Origin of the sequence: Aestuariibacter sp. GS-14, from assembly GCF_006494365.1 — a bacterium.
Taxonomy (GTDB): domain Bacteria; phylum Pseudomonadota; class Gammaproteobacteria; order Enterobacterales; family Alteromonadaceae; genus Alteromonas; species Alteromonas mangrovi.
The window spans coordinates 510691-533402 of the sequence record NZ_VHIP01000001.1; the positions used below are offsets into that span (position 1 = coordinate 510691).

The 22712-nt window shown below is 42.8% G+C and carries 19 protein-coding genes; 9 read left to right on the forward strand and 10 right to left on the reverse strand.

The window, feature by feature from the left end:
- Positions 1-28 precede the first annotated feature (28 nt).
- Positions 29-2581, forward strand: coding sequence for a PHP domain-containing protein (locus FJ444_RS02225; RefSeq protein WP_140956272.1), 2553 nt, complete (start codon positions 29-31; stop codon positions 2579-2581).
- Between the two features lie 5 nt (positions 2582-2586).
- Here the strand turns inward: FJ444_RS02225 and FJ444_RS02230 are convergent, their stop codons facing one another.
- Entirely contained in the window at positions 2587-3480 is an 894-nt protein-coding gene (locus tag FJ444_RS02230) for a hypothetical protein (protein ID WP_140956273.1), read from the reverse strand.
- A 309-nt stretch (positions 3481-3789) separates the two neighbouring features.
- Between FJ444_RS02230 and FJ444_RS02235 the strand changes: the two genes are divergently transcribed.
- Complete coding sequence (locus tag FJ444_RS02235) at positions 3790-4629, forward strand: hypothetical protein (protein WP_140956274.1); 840 nt, start codon at positions 3790-3792, stop codon at positions 4627-4629.
- Between the two features lie 45 nt (positions 4630-4674).
- On the opposite strand, the gene FJ444_RS02240 is transcribed toward FJ444_RS02235, so the two are convergent.
- The 6 genes from FJ444_RS02240 to FJ444_RS02265 all read right to left on the reverse strand — a co-directional run bounded on the left by FJ444_RS02240 (position 4675) and on the right by FJ444_RS02265 (position 11113).
- Positions 4675-5391: a glycosyltransferase family 25 protein gene (locus FJ444_RS02240; RefSeq protein ID WP_140956275.1), complete on the reverse strand. Its 717-nt coding sequence runs from the start codon at positions 5389-5391 to the stop codon at positions 4675-4677.
- Positions 5392-5408: 17 nt separating this feature from the next.
- Positions 5409-6875 (reverse strand): oligosaccharide flippase family protein, encoded by a 1467-nt coding sequence (locus FJ444_RS02245; protein ID WP_181405030.1) that lies wholly within the window; start codon positions 6873-6875, stop codon positions 5409-5411.
- Between the two features lie 145 nt (positions 6876-7020).
- Positions 7021-7884, reverse strand: coding sequence for a glycosyltransferase family A protein (locus tag FJ444_RS02250; protein WP_140956277.1), 864 nt, complete (start codon positions 7882-7884; stop codon positions 7021-7023).
- Between the two features lie 12 nt (positions 7885-7896).
- A complete protein-coding gene (locus FJ444_RS02255; protein WP_140956278.1) occupies positions 7897-9243 on the reverse strand; it encodes an O-antigen ligase family protein in 1347 nt (448 codons plus the stop codon).
- Positions 9244-9335: 92 nt separating this feature from the next.
- Positions 9336-10262, reverse strand: a complete 927-nt coding sequence (locus FJ444_RS02260; protein ID WP_140956279.1) for a hypothetical protein — start codon at positions 10260-10262, stop codon at positions 9336-9338.
- Positions 10259-11113, reverse strand: a complete 855-nt coding sequence (locus FJ444_RS02265; protein ID WP_140956280.1) for a glycosyltransferase family 2 protein — start codon at positions 11111-11113, stop codon at positions 10259-10261. Before FJ444_RS02265 ends, FJ444_RS02260 begins: the two co-directional genes overlap by 4 nt.
- Positions 11114-11320: 207 nt before the next feature.
- Between FJ444_RS02265 and FJ444_RS02270 the strand changes: the two genes are divergently transcribed.
- Positions 11321-11674, forward strand: coding sequence for a hypothetical protein (locus tag FJ444_RS02270; protein WP_140956281.1), 354 nt, complete (start codon positions 11321-11323; stop codon positions 11672-11674).
- A 33-nt stretch (positions 11675-11707) separates the two neighbouring features.
- Here the strand turns inward: FJ444_RS02270 and FJ444_RS02275 are convergent, their stop codons facing one another.
- Entirely contained in the window at positions 11708-12628 is a 921-nt protein-coding gene (locus FJ444_RS02275) for a glycosyltransferase family 2 protein (RefSeq protein WP_140956282.1), read from the reverse strand.
- Between the two features lie 217 nt (positions 12629-12845).
- Here FJ444_RS02275 and FJ444_RS02280 point away from each other — a divergent pair, with 217 nt between their 5' ends.
- The 6 genes from FJ444_RS02280 (at position 12846) to FJ444_RS02305 (ending at position 20215) form a co-directional block, all read left to right on the forward strand.
- The gene (locus FJ444_RS02280; protein ID WP_140956283.1) at positions 12846-14744 is read left to right on the forward strand and encodes an acyltransferase family protein; all 1899 of its coding nucleotides are present in this window, start codon (positions 12846-12848) and stop codon (positions 14742-14744) included.
- A gap of 126 nt (positions 14745-14870) precedes the next feature.
- The gene (locus FJ444_RS02285; protein WP_140956284.1) at positions 14871-15974 is read left to right on the forward strand and encodes a glycosyltransferase; all 1104 of its coding nucleotides are present in this window, start codon (positions 14871-14873) and stop codon (positions 15972-15974) included.
- Between the two features lie 2 nt (positions 15975-15976).
- On the forward strand, positions 15977-17053 hold the full coding sequence (locus tag FJ444_RS02290; protein ID WP_140956285.1) for a glycosyltransferase: 1077 nt from the start codon (positions 15977-15979) through the stop codon (positions 17051-17053).
- 6 nt (positions 17054-17059) lie between these two features.
- Positions 17060-18250, forward strand: coding sequence for a glycosyltransferase (locus FJ444_RS02295; protein ID WP_140956286.1), 1191 nt, complete (start codon positions 17060-17062; stop codon positions 18248-18250).
- Between the two features lie 65 nt (positions 18251-18315).
- Positions 18316-19248, forward strand: a complete 933-nt coding sequence (locus tag FJ444_RS02300; protein ID WP_181405031.1) for a glycosyltransferase — start codon at positions 18316-18318, stop codon at positions 19246-19248.
- A 10-nt stretch (positions 19249-19258) separates the two neighbouring features.
- Complete coding sequence (locus tag FJ444_RS02305) at positions 19259-20215, forward strand: hypothetical protein (RefSeq protein WP_140956288.1); 957 nt, start codon at positions 19259-19261, stop codon at positions 20213-20215.
- Positions 20216-20241: 26 nt separating this feature from the next.
- Here FJ444_RS02305 and FJ444_RS02310 read toward each other — a convergent pair whose 3' ends face one another.
- Positions 20242-21327, reverse strand: a complete 1086-nt coding sequence (locus tag FJ444_RS02310) for a glycosyltransferase (RefSeq protein WP_140956289.1) — start codon at positions 21325-21327, stop codon at positions 20242-20244.
- Between the two features lie 166 nt (positions 21328-21493).
- On the reverse strand, positions 21494-22654 hold the full coding sequence (locus tag FJ444_RS02315; protein WP_140956290.1) for a glycosyltransferase family 4 protein: 1161 nt from the start codon (positions 22652-22654) through the stop codon (positions 21494-21496).
- Positions 22655-22712 lie beyond the last annotated feature (58 nt).

A 22712-nucleotide genomic window follows, 5' to 3' on the forward strand; every position in this document is an offset into this window, starting at 1 on the left:
ACCCGCAGGTGCAAAGTGAGAATGAACTATGACAGCAACCGGTCAACATCCTGTTAAAAAGCGGTTTTGGCATAAACGCCGTATTATTAAATACAGTGTTGTTTCACTGTTGCTGATCCTGATTTTTTCGTTGTCACCGCTGGTACTCCCCACACATGACTTAAGCCCATCACAGGCGGCTCAAGCTCGTGCGGGCGCAGCCAGAATTATCAAGCCGCTGATGTCGGCCAATGAAACCGCCACAATCACCGTCACCAATGAGCAGCTAACAGCCATTTCTGATACGGTAAGCTACACGGTACCAGCCGTGCAACTTCGTCTGAACAGCAGTGCCATGGGCATATTAATGGCCACGAGTATCACCACCATTCCTGGTACTGTGTACCTGAACGCCCAATGCATGTTAATGCCCAATCTGGATGGAAAACTGGAATTTACGCAGTGCCGTTTAGGCAGTTTGCCGTTGCCAGGTGTAATGGTTGAATATTTCTTTAAAGGCGTTGCCCGGGTCTTTTTTGGAGAAGAAGCATTACAAACGCTGAATAATATTCAGTCTAACGCACAGTTAGGCAACGACCGGCTGGTAATTAACTTTAATAAGCCTGGTAATTTAAAAGCGTCAGTAGAAGACAGGATCACCGACACCTTTAAAGTGATACAAGAACTTCGGCAAATTGACGGCTCCGATACAGAAACTATCCAGCTATATCTCGATTACATTCAGTCTCACGCAAAACGCGCAGACAACACCGCCGACCTGGTAGGTAAAACCTTTCTGTTTGCTCAGTCACGCTCGGTAACCGAAGATCCTGTAGACGAAAACAGTGCAGCGTTGTGGGCGTTAACCATGACCCTGGGCGCTCCAGAATTTGCGCGCATTGTAGCAATGCCGGTTGATTACAGCCTGATGTTACCGGAGAAATTTGTGCTCAGAAACCGCATGGATTTACGCCTGCACTTTTTCTTTTCTGTTGCACTACGCCTCGCCAGTGAAAAGCAATTAAGTATCAATATTGGTAAATTAAAAGAGGTAATGGACTCGGCTCAGGGTGGTTCAGGTTATAGCTTCCGCGACTTAACCGCCGATAAATCCGGTGTGGAGTTTGCCGACTTTGCCATATCATCATCCGACAATGCCCGCCGTGTTCAGGCTGTTCTGGCAGGCAGTAAAGATGAAAACCTGTTTATCCCCCTACTGCATGATCTTCCTGAAGGTTTCAGTGAGAAGGCCTTTCAGCAAACGTTCGGCAGCGAGAGCGATGAACGCTATCTCGCCATGGAAAACACCATAGACGGCCGGATTGCCGCCTTGCCGCTTTACACCGATAAAGGCACAACAACGATCAGAAGGCCACAAACAGTGGCTTCCAGTGACGCTCCCACTACCAGAGATGATATTGGGTTAAATCAGCAATGGTATGAAGTTGATACCCATATTCATACCCGTTACTCCGACGGAAATTACTCGGTCGCGCAAATAGCCAGCAAAGCGCGTGATTTTGGCTGTGATGCCATTGCTATCACAGACCATGGCGATCAGAACTTAAAGCAGGTGCTGTCAGAGGCCTTTTGGCAGGATTTGAGCACTGCAACAAAGAAAACGCCTGAATTAACGATTATGGCCGGACTGGAGTGGAATATTCCGCCATTTGCCGGCCGTGAGCACGTTACCGTGCTGCTTCCTCAAAATGAACAAACCCCTGCCATGCTAACTGCATTCAGGGACCAATTTGATCATTATGGCAACACTACCCCAGTGGATATCGACGAGTCTGCTGCACTGAAATGGCTGGCGCAACAATACGGCCAGCAGGCTGATACCCCGGTAATTATGTACAACCATCCTAGCCGCAAAGATACCTCCGAAGGTGAGAATCAGCACGACATGGAAAAATGGTTGAAGTACGGCCCCTATGTGATTGGCTTTTCTGGCGCACCTGGGCATCAGAAAAAAAGGGGTGATGACAATGGTTCTTATACCTTTAAATTCAAAACCCGGCACGGCTGGGATCCCACTATCGCCACACCAGGTAAAGATTGGGATGCGGTGCTGTTAACCGGTCAACAGGTATACGGTGCACGAGCGCCGTCCGATTTTCACAATGACAAAATGGATTATTGGCCTTGCGAGTTTTCTACCACCCACGTTCAGGCAAGTAGTCGTGAAGCCCGCCATATACTTGCGGGGTTCAGAAGTGGCCATTTTTGGGCGCAGCACGGAAAATTCGTCGCGAACCTGACGGCTACCGTTGAAGACAATAATGGCAAAACACTGGCCGAGGCAGGCGATGTAATTTTTACCTCACAAACCACATTACAAGCACGACTCACCATAAATCTTGCTGCAAAAGACTGGCAAGGTTTTCCTACGTCGCTGGACGAAGTAACGGCGGTAATAGTTACAGATCAGGGTGTTGATACGCGCAGCTTCTACCCCGAAACGGCAACGAATCCCTATGTGTTTACGGTTGAGCTGCCCAGAAACAGCTCATTAGTAGCCGTCAGGTGGTTTGGCAGAAGCATTCAGCCGGAGCAACATCACTATCAGTTTGCAACCAATGCCGTGATGATTCAGCGCTGATAAAGCTATTGTTGTTGGGTGCGACGTCGCATCCACCAGAGCGGTAATAGAATCATGGCTATGGGTAACACCCATTTCGCCACGTAAGCAAACTTTTCGAAGTAGTATTTTTTGGTGATGAAATGCGATGTACCATTCCAGACTTGGTAACCTTCCTTTTGAAGTCCAGATGCTAAAAAATATTCGCCGTCATTCACTCTTCCTAATTGCGTTTGAAAACCGGCAATAAAATTTTCTGGATTTTGACGATAGAACTCCACTCCGCCTTCGTCTAACACAACACCATAATCAGCGTCTAACAACTGCTTACCTCCATTAATTTCTACTTCAACCATAACGTGGCCAGGCAAAGTAATAATCTTATTTTTAATATCTTGTTCGTCTAACAGTCCAGACAAGGTCATTGACGCATCGCCACAAATCCCAATCCCTCTTTCCAGACTCCGGTGAGGATTACTGTAGTGATATCGCTTAAATTCAGGAATCGGCGTAATGACGCCCATTAAAAACAAAATATAATTTTCCCAAATTGGTACACGTTGATGATACAAATCAGGCTCAAATTCTTCCCACTCAAGATGAGCAATTCCCGACGCTAATACATATGTGAGTCTTCGAACGTAGTCTTCGTCTGATTCGTTCGGTTTGCGGACAATATCAACTTTAGTCTGTGAAGGGGAAATTGTAACGTCATTGACACCAAAACGTAGTACATCCGGCTCCAGTCCCTCGGGACGCAAATCTCGTGTTAATCCGTAAAGATTTATAACAAGAAGGGAGCAGCCCAGAAGGATACTGATATTACTTATAAACTTAATAATACTAGTAATTTTATTTGGCACTAAACTATCACTTAAAGTAATGATAACAATATTGTACGGTCCTAGATATCCTGCCACTGGCATCTCTGCGCACAACAATCAAAACGCTATTTCAAAAACGCATAATTTGCTTAACACAGTCATATGACGAATATGACTGCAAGTTATTGCCGCGAGACAACATCTGGGTTAGATGGCCTACACTCAAGTTCTATCACTTTTTTTAATTATCGCCCGTTAATTCGGTCAACTCAAGCAAGCATTGCAAAGGTGAACAATTGGAATTATTCTTTGTTACGACACGGCTCCATTCTGTGGTTAATTTGTGCTTGGCTGCCATTGATTGGCTAAGTATTTAAGTAATAACACTAATCAAGACGCAACCAAATGACATCAAGCAACAAAGATTTTTTACTCGGCATAGTGATACCACTTAAGTCGAGAATGGTTTCAAATTCCTGGCATGATGTAACCGACGCCCTATCCAAAACACTTAGAAGTATTCTTAACCAAACTAATAAACAGGTAAAGACTATTGTAGTCTGCCATGAGGTACCCGGCATCCCTCTCGAAAGTATTGAAAGTATTCAGTTTATATCTGTCAACCAATTCCCCCCACCAAATATCAAAGGTCTGGAGAGAAAACAAAGACAGTTATTATATGAAAAAGACCGTACCCAAAAAATCAACATCGGTGTAAAAGCACTAATAGAACAAAACTGTACTCACATTTTTAGTCTGGATGCAGATGATCTGATACATCAAGACTTCACTCAAATTATTAAAAATAATGCGCATGCTCAAGCAGTTTTACTGAAGCGTGGCTATTTAAATTTTCAACAATATAATGTTATCAATCACACCGACAATTTTGATGTTTTCTGTGGTTCCTGCTGCGTTATGAACGCATCATCTGTGTATTTACAACGAGACAACAAAGAATACACTATTTTTGAGTGGTATTCTCACCCAAATTATGAACAGTCCTTCAAAATGCTTGGTATAAATTACTTTATTCCCGAAGAATACATTGTAATGTATATGCGAGAACATGGAGAAAATATAAGCGCGGACGACGATGCGTTGCCAACACCGTCTCTATCTCTTTCCTGGAGAGAAATAAAGTGCATCATTTCGAGAATAACATATATAGCGAAACGGTACTTGCTTGCAAAATTTCGAAGTCTCTCAGTTCCCAAAAATATAAATTCTCGATTTGGACTCTAATGGTAAATCAGGTAAAATTAATAGTGAGTATAATTCAGCTTTCAGTCAAAACTGGCCTTTTTTCAGCCGAAAACGCTTTAGAAATCCCGAAATTATTCCTTGCAAATTGTCCACTGGATAAGACCAAAATGAGTCAATCTCAATAGCTGCACTGCCTGTAGTAGTTGGCGAGTAAATATCTTCAAATATGATAGGGTTTTCAATAAAAAGCACGTCGATACCCATTTTATGATAAACTCGCCAATCATCAGCTTGCCACCATATCTCATATTGATTGCTTATTAATTGACAAGCCTTGTCACTCACCAAATAAGCAACAGCACCACAACCTGAGTGATTACTATTTCCAAACTTCAACCCACTTAACTTAATCTTATTAAATTTTGGCCATTTGAGTTTGTATAGCCAAACATTCTTGGGGCTCAACTTAACGTAACCAAATATCAAAATTACCGGTCGTTCAAACTCATGATTAATAAATTCTAGATATTTCTCCTTGAACATAGGCGAAACTATAGCATCATCTTCCATGATTATAACGTTTCTACTATTTTTTGAAGTGCTTTTTATGATTTCAAAATGACTAAGTGCGCAGCCAATTTCACCGTTGGTTGGGTAACGACCATATTTTGCTTCAAATTTCTCTAGGTTAAATTTAAACTCAGACTTTCTATTTTTATTATCTATCCCATCAAAAAATGAATACTGAATACCTAGTGGATTAGAAAATTGGCGATTGAGAGATATAACTTTAACTGACATTATTGCACCCAAAACTTTTAGTGACGCTTAAAAAATTTATCATATGACTTTACCAAAATTGGCTTCAGTGTATGCCAAAGATAGCCCACTTCTTTTTGATCTCGCATGATAAGACAGAACATGAGCATAAATATTGTAGACGAGAAAAGCACAATAATACCTGTATACAATAGATTCAGATAAACATTTGAGTCAAATAACGGAAGTTCGACAAAAAAGCTAACTAAAAATGTAAAAACTATCGGAACAACATTGATTTTCATAAAAGAAGATAAACTGTCAAAGTAACTATTATATACGTATAAGATAAACAGCAACCTAGAAACAAACTCTAGCAGTATCAATGACCATACAAACATCTCAAAATTTCGTTCTGAATTAAAAAACACTACCAGTAAAAACGACATTGTCATTACGAAATCAAAAGTAAACAACTTTTTCACTTCGTCCTTTAATATAATAACTTGATTCAATACCAGACTAAATGCTCTAAAGAAATATAAACTAGAAAAGGCTGCTAGCAGAAAACTATATTCTGTCCAGTTTGGCCCCAATACAATCAATACCACGTCATGGTGACATGCGGTCAGAAATATAACTGCTGGAGAGATTAAAATAGAAAGAAACAGAAAAGTTACATTAACCCTCAATCTAACTTCATCTGTGAAGCCAATAAGCTCTCTTATATTGTTAATTATTGGGCTGGTAAGTGGTTGTAAGAAACTAGAAATGGGCATATTAGAAATAAATTTAATATTGTTATAGGCGCCTAACTCAGCTTTCCCCATAACCACTCCCGTAAGAGCTACATCTATTTGATCTCTACTGAACCCCAGTATTGATTGAAGCAGTATCCAACTTGAAAATCTAAATTGCTTGCTAATTCGAGAGGTATCAAATTTTGGCAGATAGTGATAAATCACATAGCCGCCAAAAAACTGGACTAATGTGCCGGTTGCATGACCCGCGACTAACGCCCAGTGGTTTTTCCAAATGATGGCAGTTGTTACTGTAACCGCAATACGCATTAACTTAGCGGTTATGCCAACAATGACGATTTTCTTGTACTTGTTTTCTCTCCGCAAATAAACAACAGCAGGATTATTAAAACAAGAAATCGCATTTACAACAGTCAGCGCAATGATTACTTCAGTCAGTTCTGGTGTCTCTAACCACTGAGCAACGAACTGACTACAAAGGGCTAAAACAATAAAAACGCTTAACTTCAATAGGATATTTAAAGTAAAAGCAGAGTTAATGTCTTCCTCGTCAAGCACTTTTCTCGATTGCAGATATAACTCACTTCCCGTTGCGGTAATCGTGGTGGAGAACCAGATCACCATCAGTGCCATTGTGACTAGTCCAAAATCTTCAGGAAGCAGTATCCTGGCCAAAATCAGCGTACTTAACAGTCCCGCTAATCGTTGAAGAAATCCATCCAACGCGAGTAATGATGAGGCTTTAAATAAGTTTGCTCTCGTCAAGGTAATCACCTAACCCAATTAAATCTTTCAATATCCGGTTTTTTACTGAATTGCCCTTACCGGTTAGCCAAATGACTTATTACTCTGTATTTAGTAATAAAACCTGATAAAGATCGCAATAACTCTGGTTTACTCACATCGACTTTTACTTTTTCAGAAGCTTGATCAGGCGCCTTTTAACCAGTCTTTTTTTCAGATAACCTAAATGCCCAGTTAACGTTTCAAAATTATCGAAAATCTTTTCGTTGATTCCATTCATATTTTCGGGCCAATTTTCGCAGGGAATTTCGTCCAGAAAGTGTTCCTGTATTTTACCCAGTTCGTAGCGAGCGATTCGGTTGATGTAAAGTTGAATGTCACTGCGTTTGAACAATGACAGCTTGTCAAAATTGTACCCGACACCTTCAATCCACGTAGTGCGATTAGGCAAGTTATGTTGGGTAAAATTCAAGTCTGTATTGACTGCCTTAGTTAGGAATGAATCAATCCAATTTAAACCTATTGGTAATTTAAATGGCTTCTCGCGAATACGTGACACAAAAGCGTGCTTCATACCGTATAAATTCCCAAAAAAGCATGACCTTTCCAACACTAAACTGCGATAGAAATCCACATTTCGCCCGGAAAGCGGAAGGCCTGCAATAACCATGGTACTGTCGGGAGCATCCATTAGTGCCGATGTCATCTTGCTAAAGCAATGCTCGGAGAATTGAACATCGGCGTCGGTAAAAAAATGTACATCAGCATTGTCCGCCAGCTTGTGGACGTATTTATTCCAGGCATTACATTTATCGCCCAATTCTATTTCAATAACGTTCATATTTTCGAATTGCAGTGACTTTTTAATTTCATTCGCCATTCTTACTGTATTATCACTGCAACCATTAGCTAATAAATAAAAGCAATTAAGCCCTTCATCACTATTCTGATAAACACTGGAAATAGAATTTGCGATATTGTCTTCTTCATTATATGCAAACATTACAATGTTGTATCTATAACGACTCATGTTAGCTTTTTCCTATCTTATATTTTTATTTATGATTGATTTATTCTGAAACACTTTAACATCTGATTCATATTGCAAAATTGCATCTCTATTTTTTGAATTTTTTGCTAGTACGTAATTAGCACTGATCAGCAAAAGTAAAAAATAAAATGGTTCAAATATAATGAGATCCAGAAAGAACGCACCGACAAAATATCCGACAAGACCAGACATACAAGATAGATTGATGTAGTCGAATATAGAATTGTCCCGCACTCTCTTCTTTACAAATCGATATTGCTTGTAAGATACCCAGAAGAATGACAAGTAAATGAAACCTGCAAAAAAACCTGTATTCGCGCTAAAATTAAGAAACGTATTGTGCGCGACATGTGGTGACTTACCTGGGAAAAGCTGTCTGGATGCGAATTGGAAGCGTTGAGGACCTGCGCCTAATAATGGATATTCCATAGCAATATCGATACCAACCGACCAAGAAACTAACCTGGGGTTTAATGGCTCTTCTTCTCCACTCATTTGGGCCTGCGCTACTGTATTATTTGTTCGTTGGGTTAACATTCCCCCTTGCCATACGAGCATACCAACAAACCCAAAAGCAATAGCGATATTAAGAAGTCTTGATTTTACAACTAACGCAAAAAACAACGTCACAGCAGCAGCACTAAGCAAAGCTCCGCGCGAAGCAAATAATATCAAAGCGTGCCAAATAAACGGAATAGTAAACAACAAACCATATTTAAGCCATTTTTGAGAGAAGTATCGGGCCCCAAACATCACAAAACCAAGGCCACTAGTTAACACGATAGACGTAACATTGCCATCGGCATAAGGACTTCCTCTAGGCCCCATCAAACGCCCTTGGGAAAACTGCCCCCAATTATTGCTCAAATAATGATCATTCGCCCAATATGCATAATACACAACAACAAAAATATACATAAAGCCAAAGAATTTAATGGTGTTTTCATTGTTGATCAATGGCAAAACAATAAAATACATTATAAAAATGGTGGTGAAAATGCTTACAACCAAATCACCGCTAACTAGTGAAAAATAGCTCGCGAATGGCGTAAAAAAGTTTGATAGATAGAATATCAACAAGAGAAGAAACATGCCTTTAAACTGGCCAGTCTTATAAACTTCCCAGCGTATATTTCCCTGCATTACATGCCACAGCCACGCAAGTATTGAAACACCTGCGGCAAATTTAAAAACAGAAAAACCTTCAAAGGCCCAAAACCAAATATACTGGGGCTGCATTACCGACACAATTGAATAAACCAACGCAGCTATCCAGGGGGCATTGGATAACATAAGTACGCTGGCCAGTAATGCCAAATACAAAGCGAGTTTAACCATGCAGTCCCACCACGTATTTTGTAGAGATCTTCATTATTTTTTCATTCCCATTAATTAACGGTAATCGGCAGACCGCTTTATACTCAACAAAATTATCTCGTTTTACTATCACCAAATAAGCGTGCCATTTCTTCATTGGTAAAAGCAAAGCGGTTGGCTATGATCTCGTCTATATCTGAAGGAAACTCGCCTTTTAAAGGTAAAGATCTAATAATTTTCTTCATCGATCGCAACACTATATTGTTGAAACTGAGATTAATATACTTATTTGCACATAGTTGATTGAGGTATCTCATCATTTGTAAGGCATGATAATTAGGTGACTTATTAGCGAATTTTTTTTGCAAGACTACAGGCTGATTACTTAACTTTATGCTTGACACAAAATGAAGAAGCAATTCGTCACCTTTCAAGCAACCTGATTTGCTGCCCACCTGTGCAACTTTAATTTGCTTATGGCCAAACAGCTTCGCCCATTTTTTTAGCTGACCAACATAGTTAAACACTGAGTCTTCAGTTATTGTTTTTACAAATACTTCATACGACATTCTGGCTTTTGCAGGGCCACTAACTAATTGAGCATAGACGCTTTTAGCCATTGATACCTGATCTCTGAAATAAAAAAGAATGGTCACAGAAGAAAAGACGGAATGAAATAAAGTCGCTAACTTTTCAATCGCTGATAAGTTGGAGCATTGAGAATACAAAAACTCTGATGAGATTATACAACTATGGAACCCTAATTCTTGCTTTGCTAATAGTATTTTTTGACGAAACGCCTCTGGATAACCTAATACTAAATCCCTAAGTTCATCCTCGCAAAATACCATTGTGTTTATAAAATAATCTGTATTTTGCGGATATCCTGCCCAAGCGGCAATTTTCCACTGATCCTTGTATGTAAGAGTTTCATCAATGTAAAATCCAGCTCTCATCAAAAGCGATTTATTGTCTTCAATAAATGATTGAATTGACGATGAGCCTGACTTGTGACTTCCGATATGTAAATATAGCTTCACTTCTGGGCTTGTCCTACAAGATTTTTCATGACTAGGTCATCGCCAAAATATTCGGTTACATTACGAATACATAAGTCATTATGCCCTTCTGAAACATTTATTTTTGCTAATCCTGACTCATTTGTAGATCGCCAATTAATGATATTGAACGAGCTTTCAGTTAACGTTGCATTTTTGCCGTTGAGCCTTGAACAAAAAAAGAACCAAACATCATCCGCCGTTGGAGCTAAATTCATAAACAAACTACTGTCTGTGACTTCAGGTAAAAAGCAATTTGGTGGATATAATACGCCACCTATTCCAGTTGGAAATACAATGCCTTCACTAACATTTTTATTTGATAGCCATGTTGCATAAAGGCCTAATTTACCCTCTACTATAGTAGGGCAATGCGCCCTGTACGCAGTAATGCTTTTTGTCTTAGTAAAACCGGATATAAGCCCTGCTAACCAATCTGAAGGATAACTAACATCATCATCCGCAGTAACTATGATATCGTCAGGCCAATTTAAAAGTGATGGCACAAGTTTTTTATAGGATCGAGTATCAGTACACGTTCTGATTTCGAAAAACTCCACTTTATCTTGGAGCTTTACTATTTCAGTTGGTAAATAAATTTCATCTTGTGCAGCAACCCATAGAACTAATCTATCAGGCCGTATTGATTGGTTCACCAATGTTTTCAGAGTCAAATACAAGGTATTAAATCTGGGCGGGTAAGATGTAAGGCTTACTGTTAAACTGTTTTCTAGCGAATGCCTTTGTTTGGCGGGATTAAGCGACTGATATTTAATTTTTTTTTCGGTAAGAAAAGATTCTAACTGCCAGTATTTTTGCTTAAGTGCCTGCATACAAAGGATTCTGAATTGTGAAAAAATGATTGAAAAAACCAGCTAAAACATAGGTTACAGTAAAAAGATGACTCTGCAACAGTAAATTTCTTCACTGTTATATGTGAGCAATCATCGGATGATATTACATCTCGTCGTATCAATTTTGGCTACTGCTACTACATTACTTGTTGTATACCTAAGCTAAAATGCTTCGTGACTTTTTAGTTGCTCCACAAAATTTATTTCAATCGCATTAACTTAGACGTCATTGGTCCTACGCCACAGTTTTACCCTACTGTACCGCTCAACTACGTCAAACAAGGAGAAGGTGATTTTCTGTCTTCCTACAAACTGGACAAAGCCATAGCAGATACCGATTCAGCTATGACTTCAATACTGAGGGAGTATGACGTTCAGTATCTTTCGTTGTTCTCCCACTTGTGTCAGCGTGAAGACGATAAATATCGTTGCAAGGTAGTCCTTGGCGATGAGCTATACAGCTTCGACTATGGCCACCTGACACCTAAATCTGCAGGAGTGCTTGCACAGTCACTGCTATTTGAACCGGGAATAATGTAACGAACAGGAGAGTATCGGGATATCCTGATACTTTCAAGGACGCTTTTTCACAACGTAGTGATCTACAGCCCAGTATACTTGTTTTGCATCGGCAGGTTGCCCCCATTTTAGCCCTTGAATGAGCACCTTAATGGCAAATCGCCATTGCCTGTGCGCAAGGCATTGTCCAAATGCGGTTGGCCACAACAAACGTACTCTTGACGAAAGCGCGTCCTTTACCGGCTTATCCTGACGCTTACTCAGCTTAACGGCTTCACTTGCCACAAGCACCGCAAAAGACACCTGACGGTAACCAAAACGCTTACCTATACCATCATCTCGTCTGTCGATACGAATAGTGATAGCATTTACAAAAACGTACGGCCCTTGTAACGCCACTCGCAGGCAAAAATCAAAATCATTCGAAGCCATTACATGCTGACGCCCCTGCATAGCATCAACCGCCGCCGACTTTCTTACCATCAGGTTCATCGAAATGGTAAAGCAGCCTTTCTGTAGCAATGCCACCAGAGGATCGGCAAGCACACCATCAGAATCCGTTTCAGGTAAAGCCTGTTCGGTATGCCAACTGCCATCCATCTCACCCACTTTTGCATAGGCCATTACACATTGAGGACGACATTCAAGCGCATCGTACAACAGCTGTAAATATTGTGGTTCTGCCACATCATCAGAATCAAGAAATGCAATGTAATTGCCCTGAGCTACGCCAACACCGTGTATTCGCGCGGCACTTGCCCCCTGGTTTTTCTGTTCTACCAGGCGCAACTGCTGATGCTTTATATTCCTTACCACACTGGCAGTGCGATCCGTTGAGCCATCGTCCACAACGATCACTTCAAATGGCACAGAACATTGTTGTTCAAGTAAGCTGTGAATCGCCCTCTCAATAACATCTTCACGATTATAAGCAGGAATAACAACACTAATCACAGCCTGGGATGTGGCGCTCACGGATGTTCCTTGGGTTTTGCTACAATTGACTTGCGCCCTACCATACGTGAAGGCATTTTCTTAAACAAGCACTGGTGTGAAGAGATTTTTTTGCACATTGCGTAGTTTTAGCAAAGGCAAACACTTGTTAATAATGGAATGATTCATGTAATGTTGCCCATGTTGATGAAGAAACCGAACTGCCACCAGACCGGCGAAATAAAGGCAATAGAAAGCGATGAAGTACAGAAAGGACATAGACGGTTTACGAGCACTCGCAGTGCTGCCGGTACTGATTTTCCACGCCCAACTTGGATTTTTTGAAGGGGGATTTCTGGGAGTGGATGTTTTTTTTGTGATCAGTGGGTTTCTGATCACGTCCATTCTGGTTGAAGAAATCTCTCAAAAAACATTTACCTTTGCCAACTTCTACGAAAGACGTGTGCGCCGCCTGTTACCCGCTCTGATTTTTATGACCGCTGTAACGTCGGTGCTCGCGTACCAATTTATGATAACGGTGGACTTACAGGGATACGGCAATAGTTTGGTTGCGATGTCATTGTTCTCCAGCAACATTTTCTTCTGGATGGACAGCGGGTACTTTGACCGTGTTGCTGACTTAAAACCCATGTTGCATACCTGGAGCCTGGCCGTTGAAGAACAGTATTACTTTTTCTTCCCTCTGGTACTGCTGGTAGTACTGCGCAGGTTCCCTAAACTACTCACGCTAACGGTGCTGATTATTCTGGTCTTTAGCCTCTCGCTCGCAACCTGGGGGGCCACAAATGCACCTGATGCCAATTTTTATCTGTTACCCACACGCGCCTGGGAGCTAATGTTCGGGAGTCTGGCCAGCATCCTGATTTTCAATAATGCGCAATTACTTGAAAAATTGCGGGCTGGTAACGTATTAAAAAATACCGCATTGGTGGTTTTGATTATCTGTCTGTTTGCATTTGATGAGTCGCTTCCCCACCCTTCGCTGCTTACGCTCATTCCTGTACTCGCCACGCTGATACTTATCGTCATTCCGGCACAGCAAAGTTTTGCGCATCAAATTCTTACGTTACGTCCAATGGTCTTTATTGGGTTAATTAGTTACAGTTTGTATTTATGGCACCAGCCGCTGCTGGTTTTTCAGCGCTATATCTCTGCAAAACCGAACCCCGTAATCAGCGTGACACTGCTGGTAATCGCATGCTTGCTAGCCTACCTTTCATGGCGATACGTTGAGAAGCCATTCAGACACAGGAACGTTACCAGCCGCAATCAGGTATACACCTTTTGTGGCGTAAGTTTTGCTGCCATTATCGGTTTTGGTTTATATGCCGGACAAGAGGGTATTCCGTCGCGTTACAACGCAGAGCAGCAGGTGTTGATGTCGTATCTTCAATACTCCGCACCTGTTGGCCAGCCAGACAATCAGGCGCACTGTTTTCTTGGCGAAGACGAGGATTACCAGTCTCTGTCAGCCTCCTGCTATCAGGATAAGTCCGTTTTGCTTTGGGGCGACTCTCACGCCAATGCCCTTGCAACTGGCCTGCGTGTTTTACAGGGCAATGCGTTAGGTGAAATAACTAGCAGTGCATGTTTGCCTTTAACAGACACACACTTCCCCCACAGAAAACATTGCCAGTCCACTAACGCTTTTGTATTAGAACAACTTCGTCAAGGGCAATACAATACCGTGATCCTGCACGGCAATTGGTATAGCCATGAAGACAAGATCTCGTCGTTGAAAAATACCTTATCCGCATTGGCTTCGCTCAATATAGAGGTCATTGTAATTGGCGGAGTGCCTCATTACTTACCTGATTTACCAAGCTTTTTATTAACCAAACGCTTACCACTGAATGCACAGTCTGCGCAATCCAGAGTAGAACCTACGTTATTCCACGAAATAGCCGCGATTGATCAGCATTTAGCAGCCGTGTCCGGACAGTTTGATAATGTGACGTTTATGTCTGCGTTAGCCGCATTTTGTGAGTCGCCACAACAGTGTACGGTGGTTCTCCCCTCATACACGTCGCCACAGCAATGGGTACCTACGGCATGGGATTATGGTCATCTAACTCTGGAAGGCGCGATGTATTTATCAAAATCGTTGCCCGCCAATGCCCTTGATATCGAAAGGTAATAAATAATACAAAACAGTAACTTATGGCATTTTTAATCCTGTTTATGGCGGCGTGATTTTGACTGGCATAAACATTCGTTAACACGTATGATTCAGGCATTGACGTCGTAACAAACTGATACTAACGTGAAAAAAACAATTGCCTTTGTGCACAGTGTCGCCGAAATTGGCGGCGCAGAAAGGATGTCGGAAGCACTGATTGACGGGCTGGCGCAGCATCAGGAATTTGCCCCGTTGCTTATTGTGCCTGAAGAAGGGCCATTTTCGCGCCATATCGCGCAGAAAGGCAACGCCATCATGATTACGGCATTACCCCAACCCGAATTCAGCTCTCCCTTTGTCACAATCAGGCAAGCATTTGCACTGGCCAAGCAATTCAAACAAGCGAATATTGCGCTTTTGCAATGTGCTGATTTGGTATGTACCCGGGCAGTGCTACCGGCAGCTAAAATTGCCGGTATTCCGGTGATATGCCACATGCATTTCCCGGTAGAAGCCGGCTACGTAAACTGGGTATTTAAACGCATGCCTAAACCCGCAGGGTATGTGTATTGTAGCGAAGAATTAATGCATGCAACCAGGGAGCCGCTTGCAGTGGCTTGCCCACTGGCCTGCCATGATGTCATTCACAATGGGGTAGACATCGATCGTTTCTCGCCCAACGCCGTTGTAAATACGCCTCCACGAATCGGGATTGTTGCCAACTTGCAGGAACGTAAGGGTCATATCGATTTTCTGGAAATGGCAAAGACGCTGTGTGATCAACACTACAACCTCCATTTCGATATTATAGGCGGCGATATTTTGCAGGCGCCCCGTCAGGCACTGCTTGAAGACTATGCTGTAAAATTAGGTATTCGCGAGCAGGTAACGTTTCACGGGCAGGTAGATAACGTCCTCGCCTTGCTCGGTCAGTTGGATATTCTGGTATGTGCATCTCATCAGGAAGCCTTTCCGGTATCCATTTTAGAAGCTATGGCTATGCAAAAAGCCATTGTTTCGACTAATGTTAACGGTATCCCAGAAGCGATTATCGATAATCACTGTGGAATACTGGTGCCTCCACACGATCCCAAGGCTTTGAGTGAAGGTGTAAAACGTTTACTGGATAATGCCTCTCTAAAACAACAGATTGCGGAGGCGGCCAGACAACGTGTTGTGCGTGAATTTAGCTTACAGGCTTACTTAGATAAATTTATCAGCGTTTATCGCAGAACACTTACAGGATAATAGTGAGAACACAAAAAGTCGTTATGGTTCCCGATTTCCGGGAAGGGAACCCCTATCAAAGTTTGTTAGCCAATCACTTGTTACAACAGGACGTTGAAGTTACGTTCGATAAACTGCCACTTGGGTATTTCCCGTTTTCTGAATTGTGCAAGCAACATCCACAGGCTGATATCATTCATTTGCACTGGATGTCGCCATTGTTATTTGTATTAAGCTGGACATCCTCGCCTTTTAAAGCAAAATTGCGGGGGCTTTTACTGGCACTGGACTGTTTATGGGTAAGGCTACGCGGAAAAAAGGTAATCTGGACCATTCACAACAAATTTTCCCATGAAAATTTTGACCGCGGCGTTGAATTATTTGTGCGCCGGCTTCTGGCACGCTGTGTTTCAGCAATCATTGTTCACAGTCAGTCCGCTGCCAACCGTTTGGCACACGCTTACAGCATTCCAAAGATACGTAAAAAAGCCAACGTAATTTTTCACGGAAATTATGAAGGGATATACCCTCGTCCTGTTCAATCGCGGGCGTCTTTACTTGCTACCCTTAACATTCCCCCGGAACATACTGTTATTCTGAGTTTTGGCATGCTACGTCCTTATAAGGGCATCGACAAGCTGGCTGAACTGTTTGCTTCTGGTAAGCTGCCTGAACATATTCATTTGCTGATCATGGGCAAAGCAGATAAAAAAGACTATGCAGCATCGCTGCAAGCTATCTGTGATCGTGCCAATAATGTACATCTTCGTCTGGGTTTTCTGTCCGATGAAGATCTGGCGGAATGGCTGGGAGCGGTTGATATGGTGGCCGTGCCATTCTCCGATACGCTTACATCTGGCTCGGTATTGCTAGCGATGACAGAAGGCAAAGCACTATTGCTGCCGGAACTGTCCAAAGTATTTGATTGCGTACCAGATGAGGGCGCGGTGTATTACCAGTCAGAAGAAGACATTGCCATAAAATTACAAGGTTTATCATCCTGCGATGTCAATGCTATGGGCGAAGCCAACAAGGTGGCAGCCAGTCGAATGAACTGGCCTGACGTTGCCCGAATGACAGCCAATCTGTATCGGCGGTAACGCAAAATGAAATGTATTATTGCCAGTCCGGTAGGCTGTTATCCTTCTCCTGCAGGCAATGCAGAACGAGTAAGGCAAGTTCACGCGTGCCTTGAAAGTCTTGGTTATGAAGTACATTTTGTATTGTGTCCGATACAAGCTATGTCGCCTCAATTCAACGAAGAAGCCATGACACAAGTTTTCGGCTCTCGCTTTCATCAATTAGATAATCAACCAAGACCTTTACAGGAAAAATTGATCCGATTTAAACGCAGGTACTATCACCGCATTCATAAAACTGGTTGGTTATTTGATTTTATGTTTGCTGATGGCTACGTGTCTAAGCAGAGTTGTGATGCGTTTAGTCATCTTGTTAATCGCATCGAGCCCGATCTTATTGTATTAATTTATGGATTTATGTCGCCATTGGTAAAACATATTTCGGCTAACTGTAAAGTGGTGATCGATGCTCAGGACAAATTCAGCTATCGAAATCGTGGAATACGTGCAGCAGGCAGTGAAGGATACTGGCTGAGTCTACTGCCCTATCAGGAACGCTATTTATTGTCACAATCAGACGTAGTATTGGGTATTCAGGAACAGGAAAGCGGGTATTTCAAGAGGTTGCTGAAAGGGAAAAATACCGAAGTTGTGACGCTGGATTTGATTGTTGCGCCGGATCAGCCGGAAACCAGGCCCAATATTAGCCCAGTGATAGGCTTTCTGGCATCAGGTAATCAACACAACGTAAACGGTATCAATCGCTTTCTTGACAAAGTATGGCCCATCATTACAGAAGCCTGTCCAGATGCGACGCTACTCATTGCAGGCTCAGTAACAAAGCACCTAACCACACACACACCTAATGTAGAATTACTGGGATGGGTAGAAAATCTGGCCGATTTTTACAGTCGCTGCCGACTGATAGTCAATCCCTGTGAAACAGGCAGCGGTTTAAAAATCAAAACCATTGAAGCGGTAGGATTTGGTATTCCGGTTGTGTCAACGCCCTGCGGCGCGGCTGGAGTGGAGTTTTTGCTCCCCGTTGAAAACAGATGTCAATTAACCAGTAAGGCATTTGCCGAGCGGTGTATTAGCATGTTACTAAATCAACAGGATGCTCAGCTAATTGCCGTACAAAGCTTTGCGCTTTTGCAAAAGCGGGTAGCGGAAAATCACCGTCAGTTGCAGATACTATTACAGTATCCCCTCGTCTAATCCTCCCGCTTGCCACGGTTTATTCTTCAATCAAATTGTGTATGATGGCATTTGCAGCTAGCGCAATGGATTTAAACTTAATGCCGTTTGTCTCAGTTATTGTACCCAATTACAACCACGCCCGCTTTTTACCTGAACGACTCAACAGTGTTTTCCAACAGGATTTCGACAATTATGAAGTCATTTTGCTGGATGATAAAAGCACGGACAATAGTGCCGACGTACTCGCTTCCTATGCATCACATCCCCGTGTAAGCCACCTTATACTAAACGAAAGCAATTCTGGCAGCCCCTTTGTTCAATGGCAAAAGGGTCTTGAACTTGCCAAGGGAGAGTACATTTGGCTGGCAGAAAGTGATGATGTGGCCGCTCCCGATTTTTTATCGACGTTAAGCGCTTGTGTGCAATCGGAACACGACATAGCCATTGCCTTTGCCCGGTCCTATCGAATTGATGAACACGGCAATAATCAGGGATTTAATGCCTGGGGTGAGGTCATTGAACCTTTGCGCTGGAATAAGCCATTCGTTAACAAGGGTGATAACGAAATTGCCCATTTTTTAATTCACCGAAATACCATTCCAAATGCCTCCGCCGTACTATTTAGAAAGGACTTGGGCCTACAGCACATAACCGATATCATGAATTATCGCTTCTGCGGTGACTGGCTGTTTTGGATCTTATTGGCCTCTCACGGTAAGGTGGCATATCGCCCGGATACGTTTAATTACTTCCGACGCTATGCAACCGCGACCAGCTTAAAGCGCGATAAAGAGCGCCTGGATGCCCGGTTTGCCGAGTACAACGCGGTAGTAAAAGCAGCAATGGACAGGAAAATGCCAGGAACCAGCTCACCTCTTCAGCACGATTGGATGATAGACGAGTGGATAGCAAATAAACAACATATGAGTGTATGGGATTTCCTCATGCCTCCTTTTAGCTCGCCTCTGCGAAAACGCTTTTACAAAGCTCTGTTCAAACGATTAATAAAGCGTTAAAGGAACCGCAATGAATCAAACGTTTTGCACTATCTGCACCTATAACTTCTTACCATATGTGCTATCGCTTCACGAATCTCTGAAGCAATTTGATGCTGACATTCATTTACATGTCATGATTTCTGACTCAGCAAATAAGGAAGAATTAGCACTTCATCAGAAAGACAATTTATTTGTAACAAGTTACGTAGACCTGTGCCAGGATGGCTTGGGTAAAGCGATATTCGATAAATACGAAAATCAGAATCCCGACTATTTGCGCTGGTCAATGAAACCCGTGCTTACACGCCACTTGTTGAATACCTACGACAAAGTCATTTGCGCTGATTGCGATCTGAACTTCTTCAGTAACTTTCAGTTTTTATTTGATTTACTGGATACATCCAGTGTCTTACTCACCCCCCATATGCGTTGTTCAGACCCCACTATCGATCCCCACGGCTTTCAGCTGAACTTTTTGGATGGCATGTACAACGCAGGATTCGTCGCAGCGTCAAAGGCGGGTATACCTGCCATGGAATACTGGGCAAAATGCTGTTTATTTCATTGCGAAAATAATAGCTCAGAAGGTTATTTTGCCGACCAGCGTTATCTGGATATTCTGCCAACCCGGTTCGAGGGTGTCGAATCTGTTCGTCACCGCGGTTGCAACGTGGGGAACTGGAATCTGATCGACTGTAAACGCGAACTGGTGGATGGCAAAGTAAAAATTAACGGTGAGTTTGACATCGTGTTTATTCACTTTACTAAGAGTCTGTTCCGCGGTATTTACTCTGGTGCAGATGCGTTGCTGAAACCCTTTGCCGATATTTATGCCGAGCGGGTAAAGCGATATGGCGGGCCTGACATTTGGTCAAACCTCACCAAGCAATTTGAGGAAGAGCATAGACTGGCGCAGAAAAAGGCCGATGCGGAATATCGCAAAACCAAACTAAAGCGTTTGCTCGGTTTGGGAAAAAGCGAGTAGATTCAGTCTATTGTGCGCACAAAAACCTAAGCATACTGGTGGCGAAGCATGGCAAAAAATGCTTCTTCACCAATCTCTCGTTTAAGGGATTCTATGGCCATTTTACCTGACACTGACAGCTGTGCCCGCAGAACAGAATCATTGAGTAACGCGACTATCTTATTCGCCATCTCAGTTATATCATGCTCTTGAACTAAAAAGCCCGTTTTGCCGTTTTCAATCAGATCGGCAATTCCCTGGTGCCGCGTACTCACAACGGGCAAGCCACCCAACATGGCCTCAGAAACTGATACAGGTGTGCCCTCGCGGTCACCATCACTACTCACCACAGAATGCTGAACATACACGGTAGCTTCCTGCATTAGCTCAGCAACTTCATCGTGAGTTTTGGCACCAGTGAATTGCACATTGGGAATTTTCAGGGTGTCGCAAATGCTCTTGCAAACCGGCAACAAGGGGCCATCCCCTACCATGGTAAGTGTGGCGTCGGGACAAACTTGTAACACTTGCTGAAATGCTAACAATGTTAGCCATGGCGCTTTTTTCTCTACAAACCGACCCACAGTTAGCAGGTGCTGCCCCGAATTCTGATACTGATGCTCGCCAAAATCATTGTATGGAAGACATGGAAGGTATTTAATTTTACCGGGTTCACAGCCCAATGAGACTAATTGTTCTGTCATCGATGAGCTAACTGATATTACCGTTTTAGCCACTTTAAAAAGTCTGGCGTAATGTGACTTGTAGTGTGCGATAACATCGTACTTGAACGCATCATAACCATGGAAATGCACAATCAGGTCGATGCCCAACTGTTCACATGCGTTTAATGCACCCACGCCAATTGGTCCGAATTCAGCAAAACAGCAACGCACATTATTCGACTTTAACAAATGCGCCAAAGTGTAATCGTAATAATCACTGGCGATACCCATTACCTTTTTAACACGATAAGTGAGTTTGTGCACCATAGAAGGCACATAACTCTCCATTTTGAATGGGGTACTGCCACCATAAATCACAATACCGTCACTACCCAACATATCGATATGCCGGCGTACAAAGGTTTCACTTACCTGATTATTGGATGCTACCAATACGGCAACAGTCATGACTTACTCCGTTATATTGCCAGCCCCTGACATTGCCAGAATGACCTCAGTTACTGTAAGAAAGGAAATACCAGTACAAATTTCAGTAAGTTATAAAAGCACATTCACGCTAAAATCAAAAATCTTTTCTTGAGTTTTGTTAATTATTTACAGTTTACGGCGCGCCTTACCGACTTGCTATATCGCTGAACACCGAAGTTGCCCGCTTGGCCGCATTTTCCCAGTCAAACTGACTTACCGCATGCTTGCGCCCCGCTAGGCCATATGCTTTAGCCAGCGTCGGTGACTGTAAAAATTTAACCACGGTATTACTCAGGTTATTCAAATCCGTGGCATCCACAATCTCACCGGTTTGCCCCGGAATAAGGGTTTCTTTGGTACCACCTGAGTTTCCGGCTATTACGGGCTTCGCACATGCCTGAGCCTCTACAAGTACCATACCAAACCCTTCAATATCCTGCCCTTCTGTACGGTTTGGCAGTATAAATACTTCGCAGTGCTGATAACATTTTATCATGGTGGTATCGTCACATTGCGTCAGAATGTCCACGTGCTCTTGCAGTCCTAACCGCTCCACGGTAGCCCGTAACAGGGATTCGCATTCTCCATGGCCAATGATCACGTAATGCGCTTGTGGACACACTTTCAGAATATCAGGCATGGCCTCAATCATTTTATCCTGACCTTTACGCGCCTGCAGACGCCCCACAGTAAGAATAAGTTGTTTGTCCTGCCAGCCCATGGCAGATAAAAACTCGCTATCAGTCTGTGCTGCCGGCACAAACTTATTGGTATCTGCGCCAGGATGCATTACAACTACCCTGGACATAACACTACTGTCTACGCGTTCAACAATAGCGGCGCTGTTGTGGCTGTTGCAGATAATTTTACTGGCGCTACGCATCACCATTTTCGTCAGGCTATTCAACTCGCGGGAGAGAGCGCTGGCTTCAAGGTCTTCCCCGTGAACATAACAAGCGTAGGGAATACCCATGGTTTTATTGAGAAAAAATGCCATCAGACCTTCAGGAAGGACACGCCCACAATGAATCATGTCGATGTGATGTGTTTTTATTAACCGGCGTAACTGTCGGTAACTCCGGTAATAAAATTTAAGTCCATCCAGACTGGCCAGCCCCCATTGCGGACTGTAAAGCGGCATACGTTCTATAGGTAACGAAGACTGCGCATCAAAGTCTGATGCATTGGGCTGCAGATCGGCAACTACCAGGTAATTATTGTTTAAGCGGGAATAGAGTTCCCAAAACCATCGGCCACTTCCACCCGACGCTGGGGGAAAATTCTGACTGAGCACCAGGGTTTTCAATGTGAACTCCAGCTATAACTTCTGTTAATACAAAATTATAGATGCAGAATACCCTTGG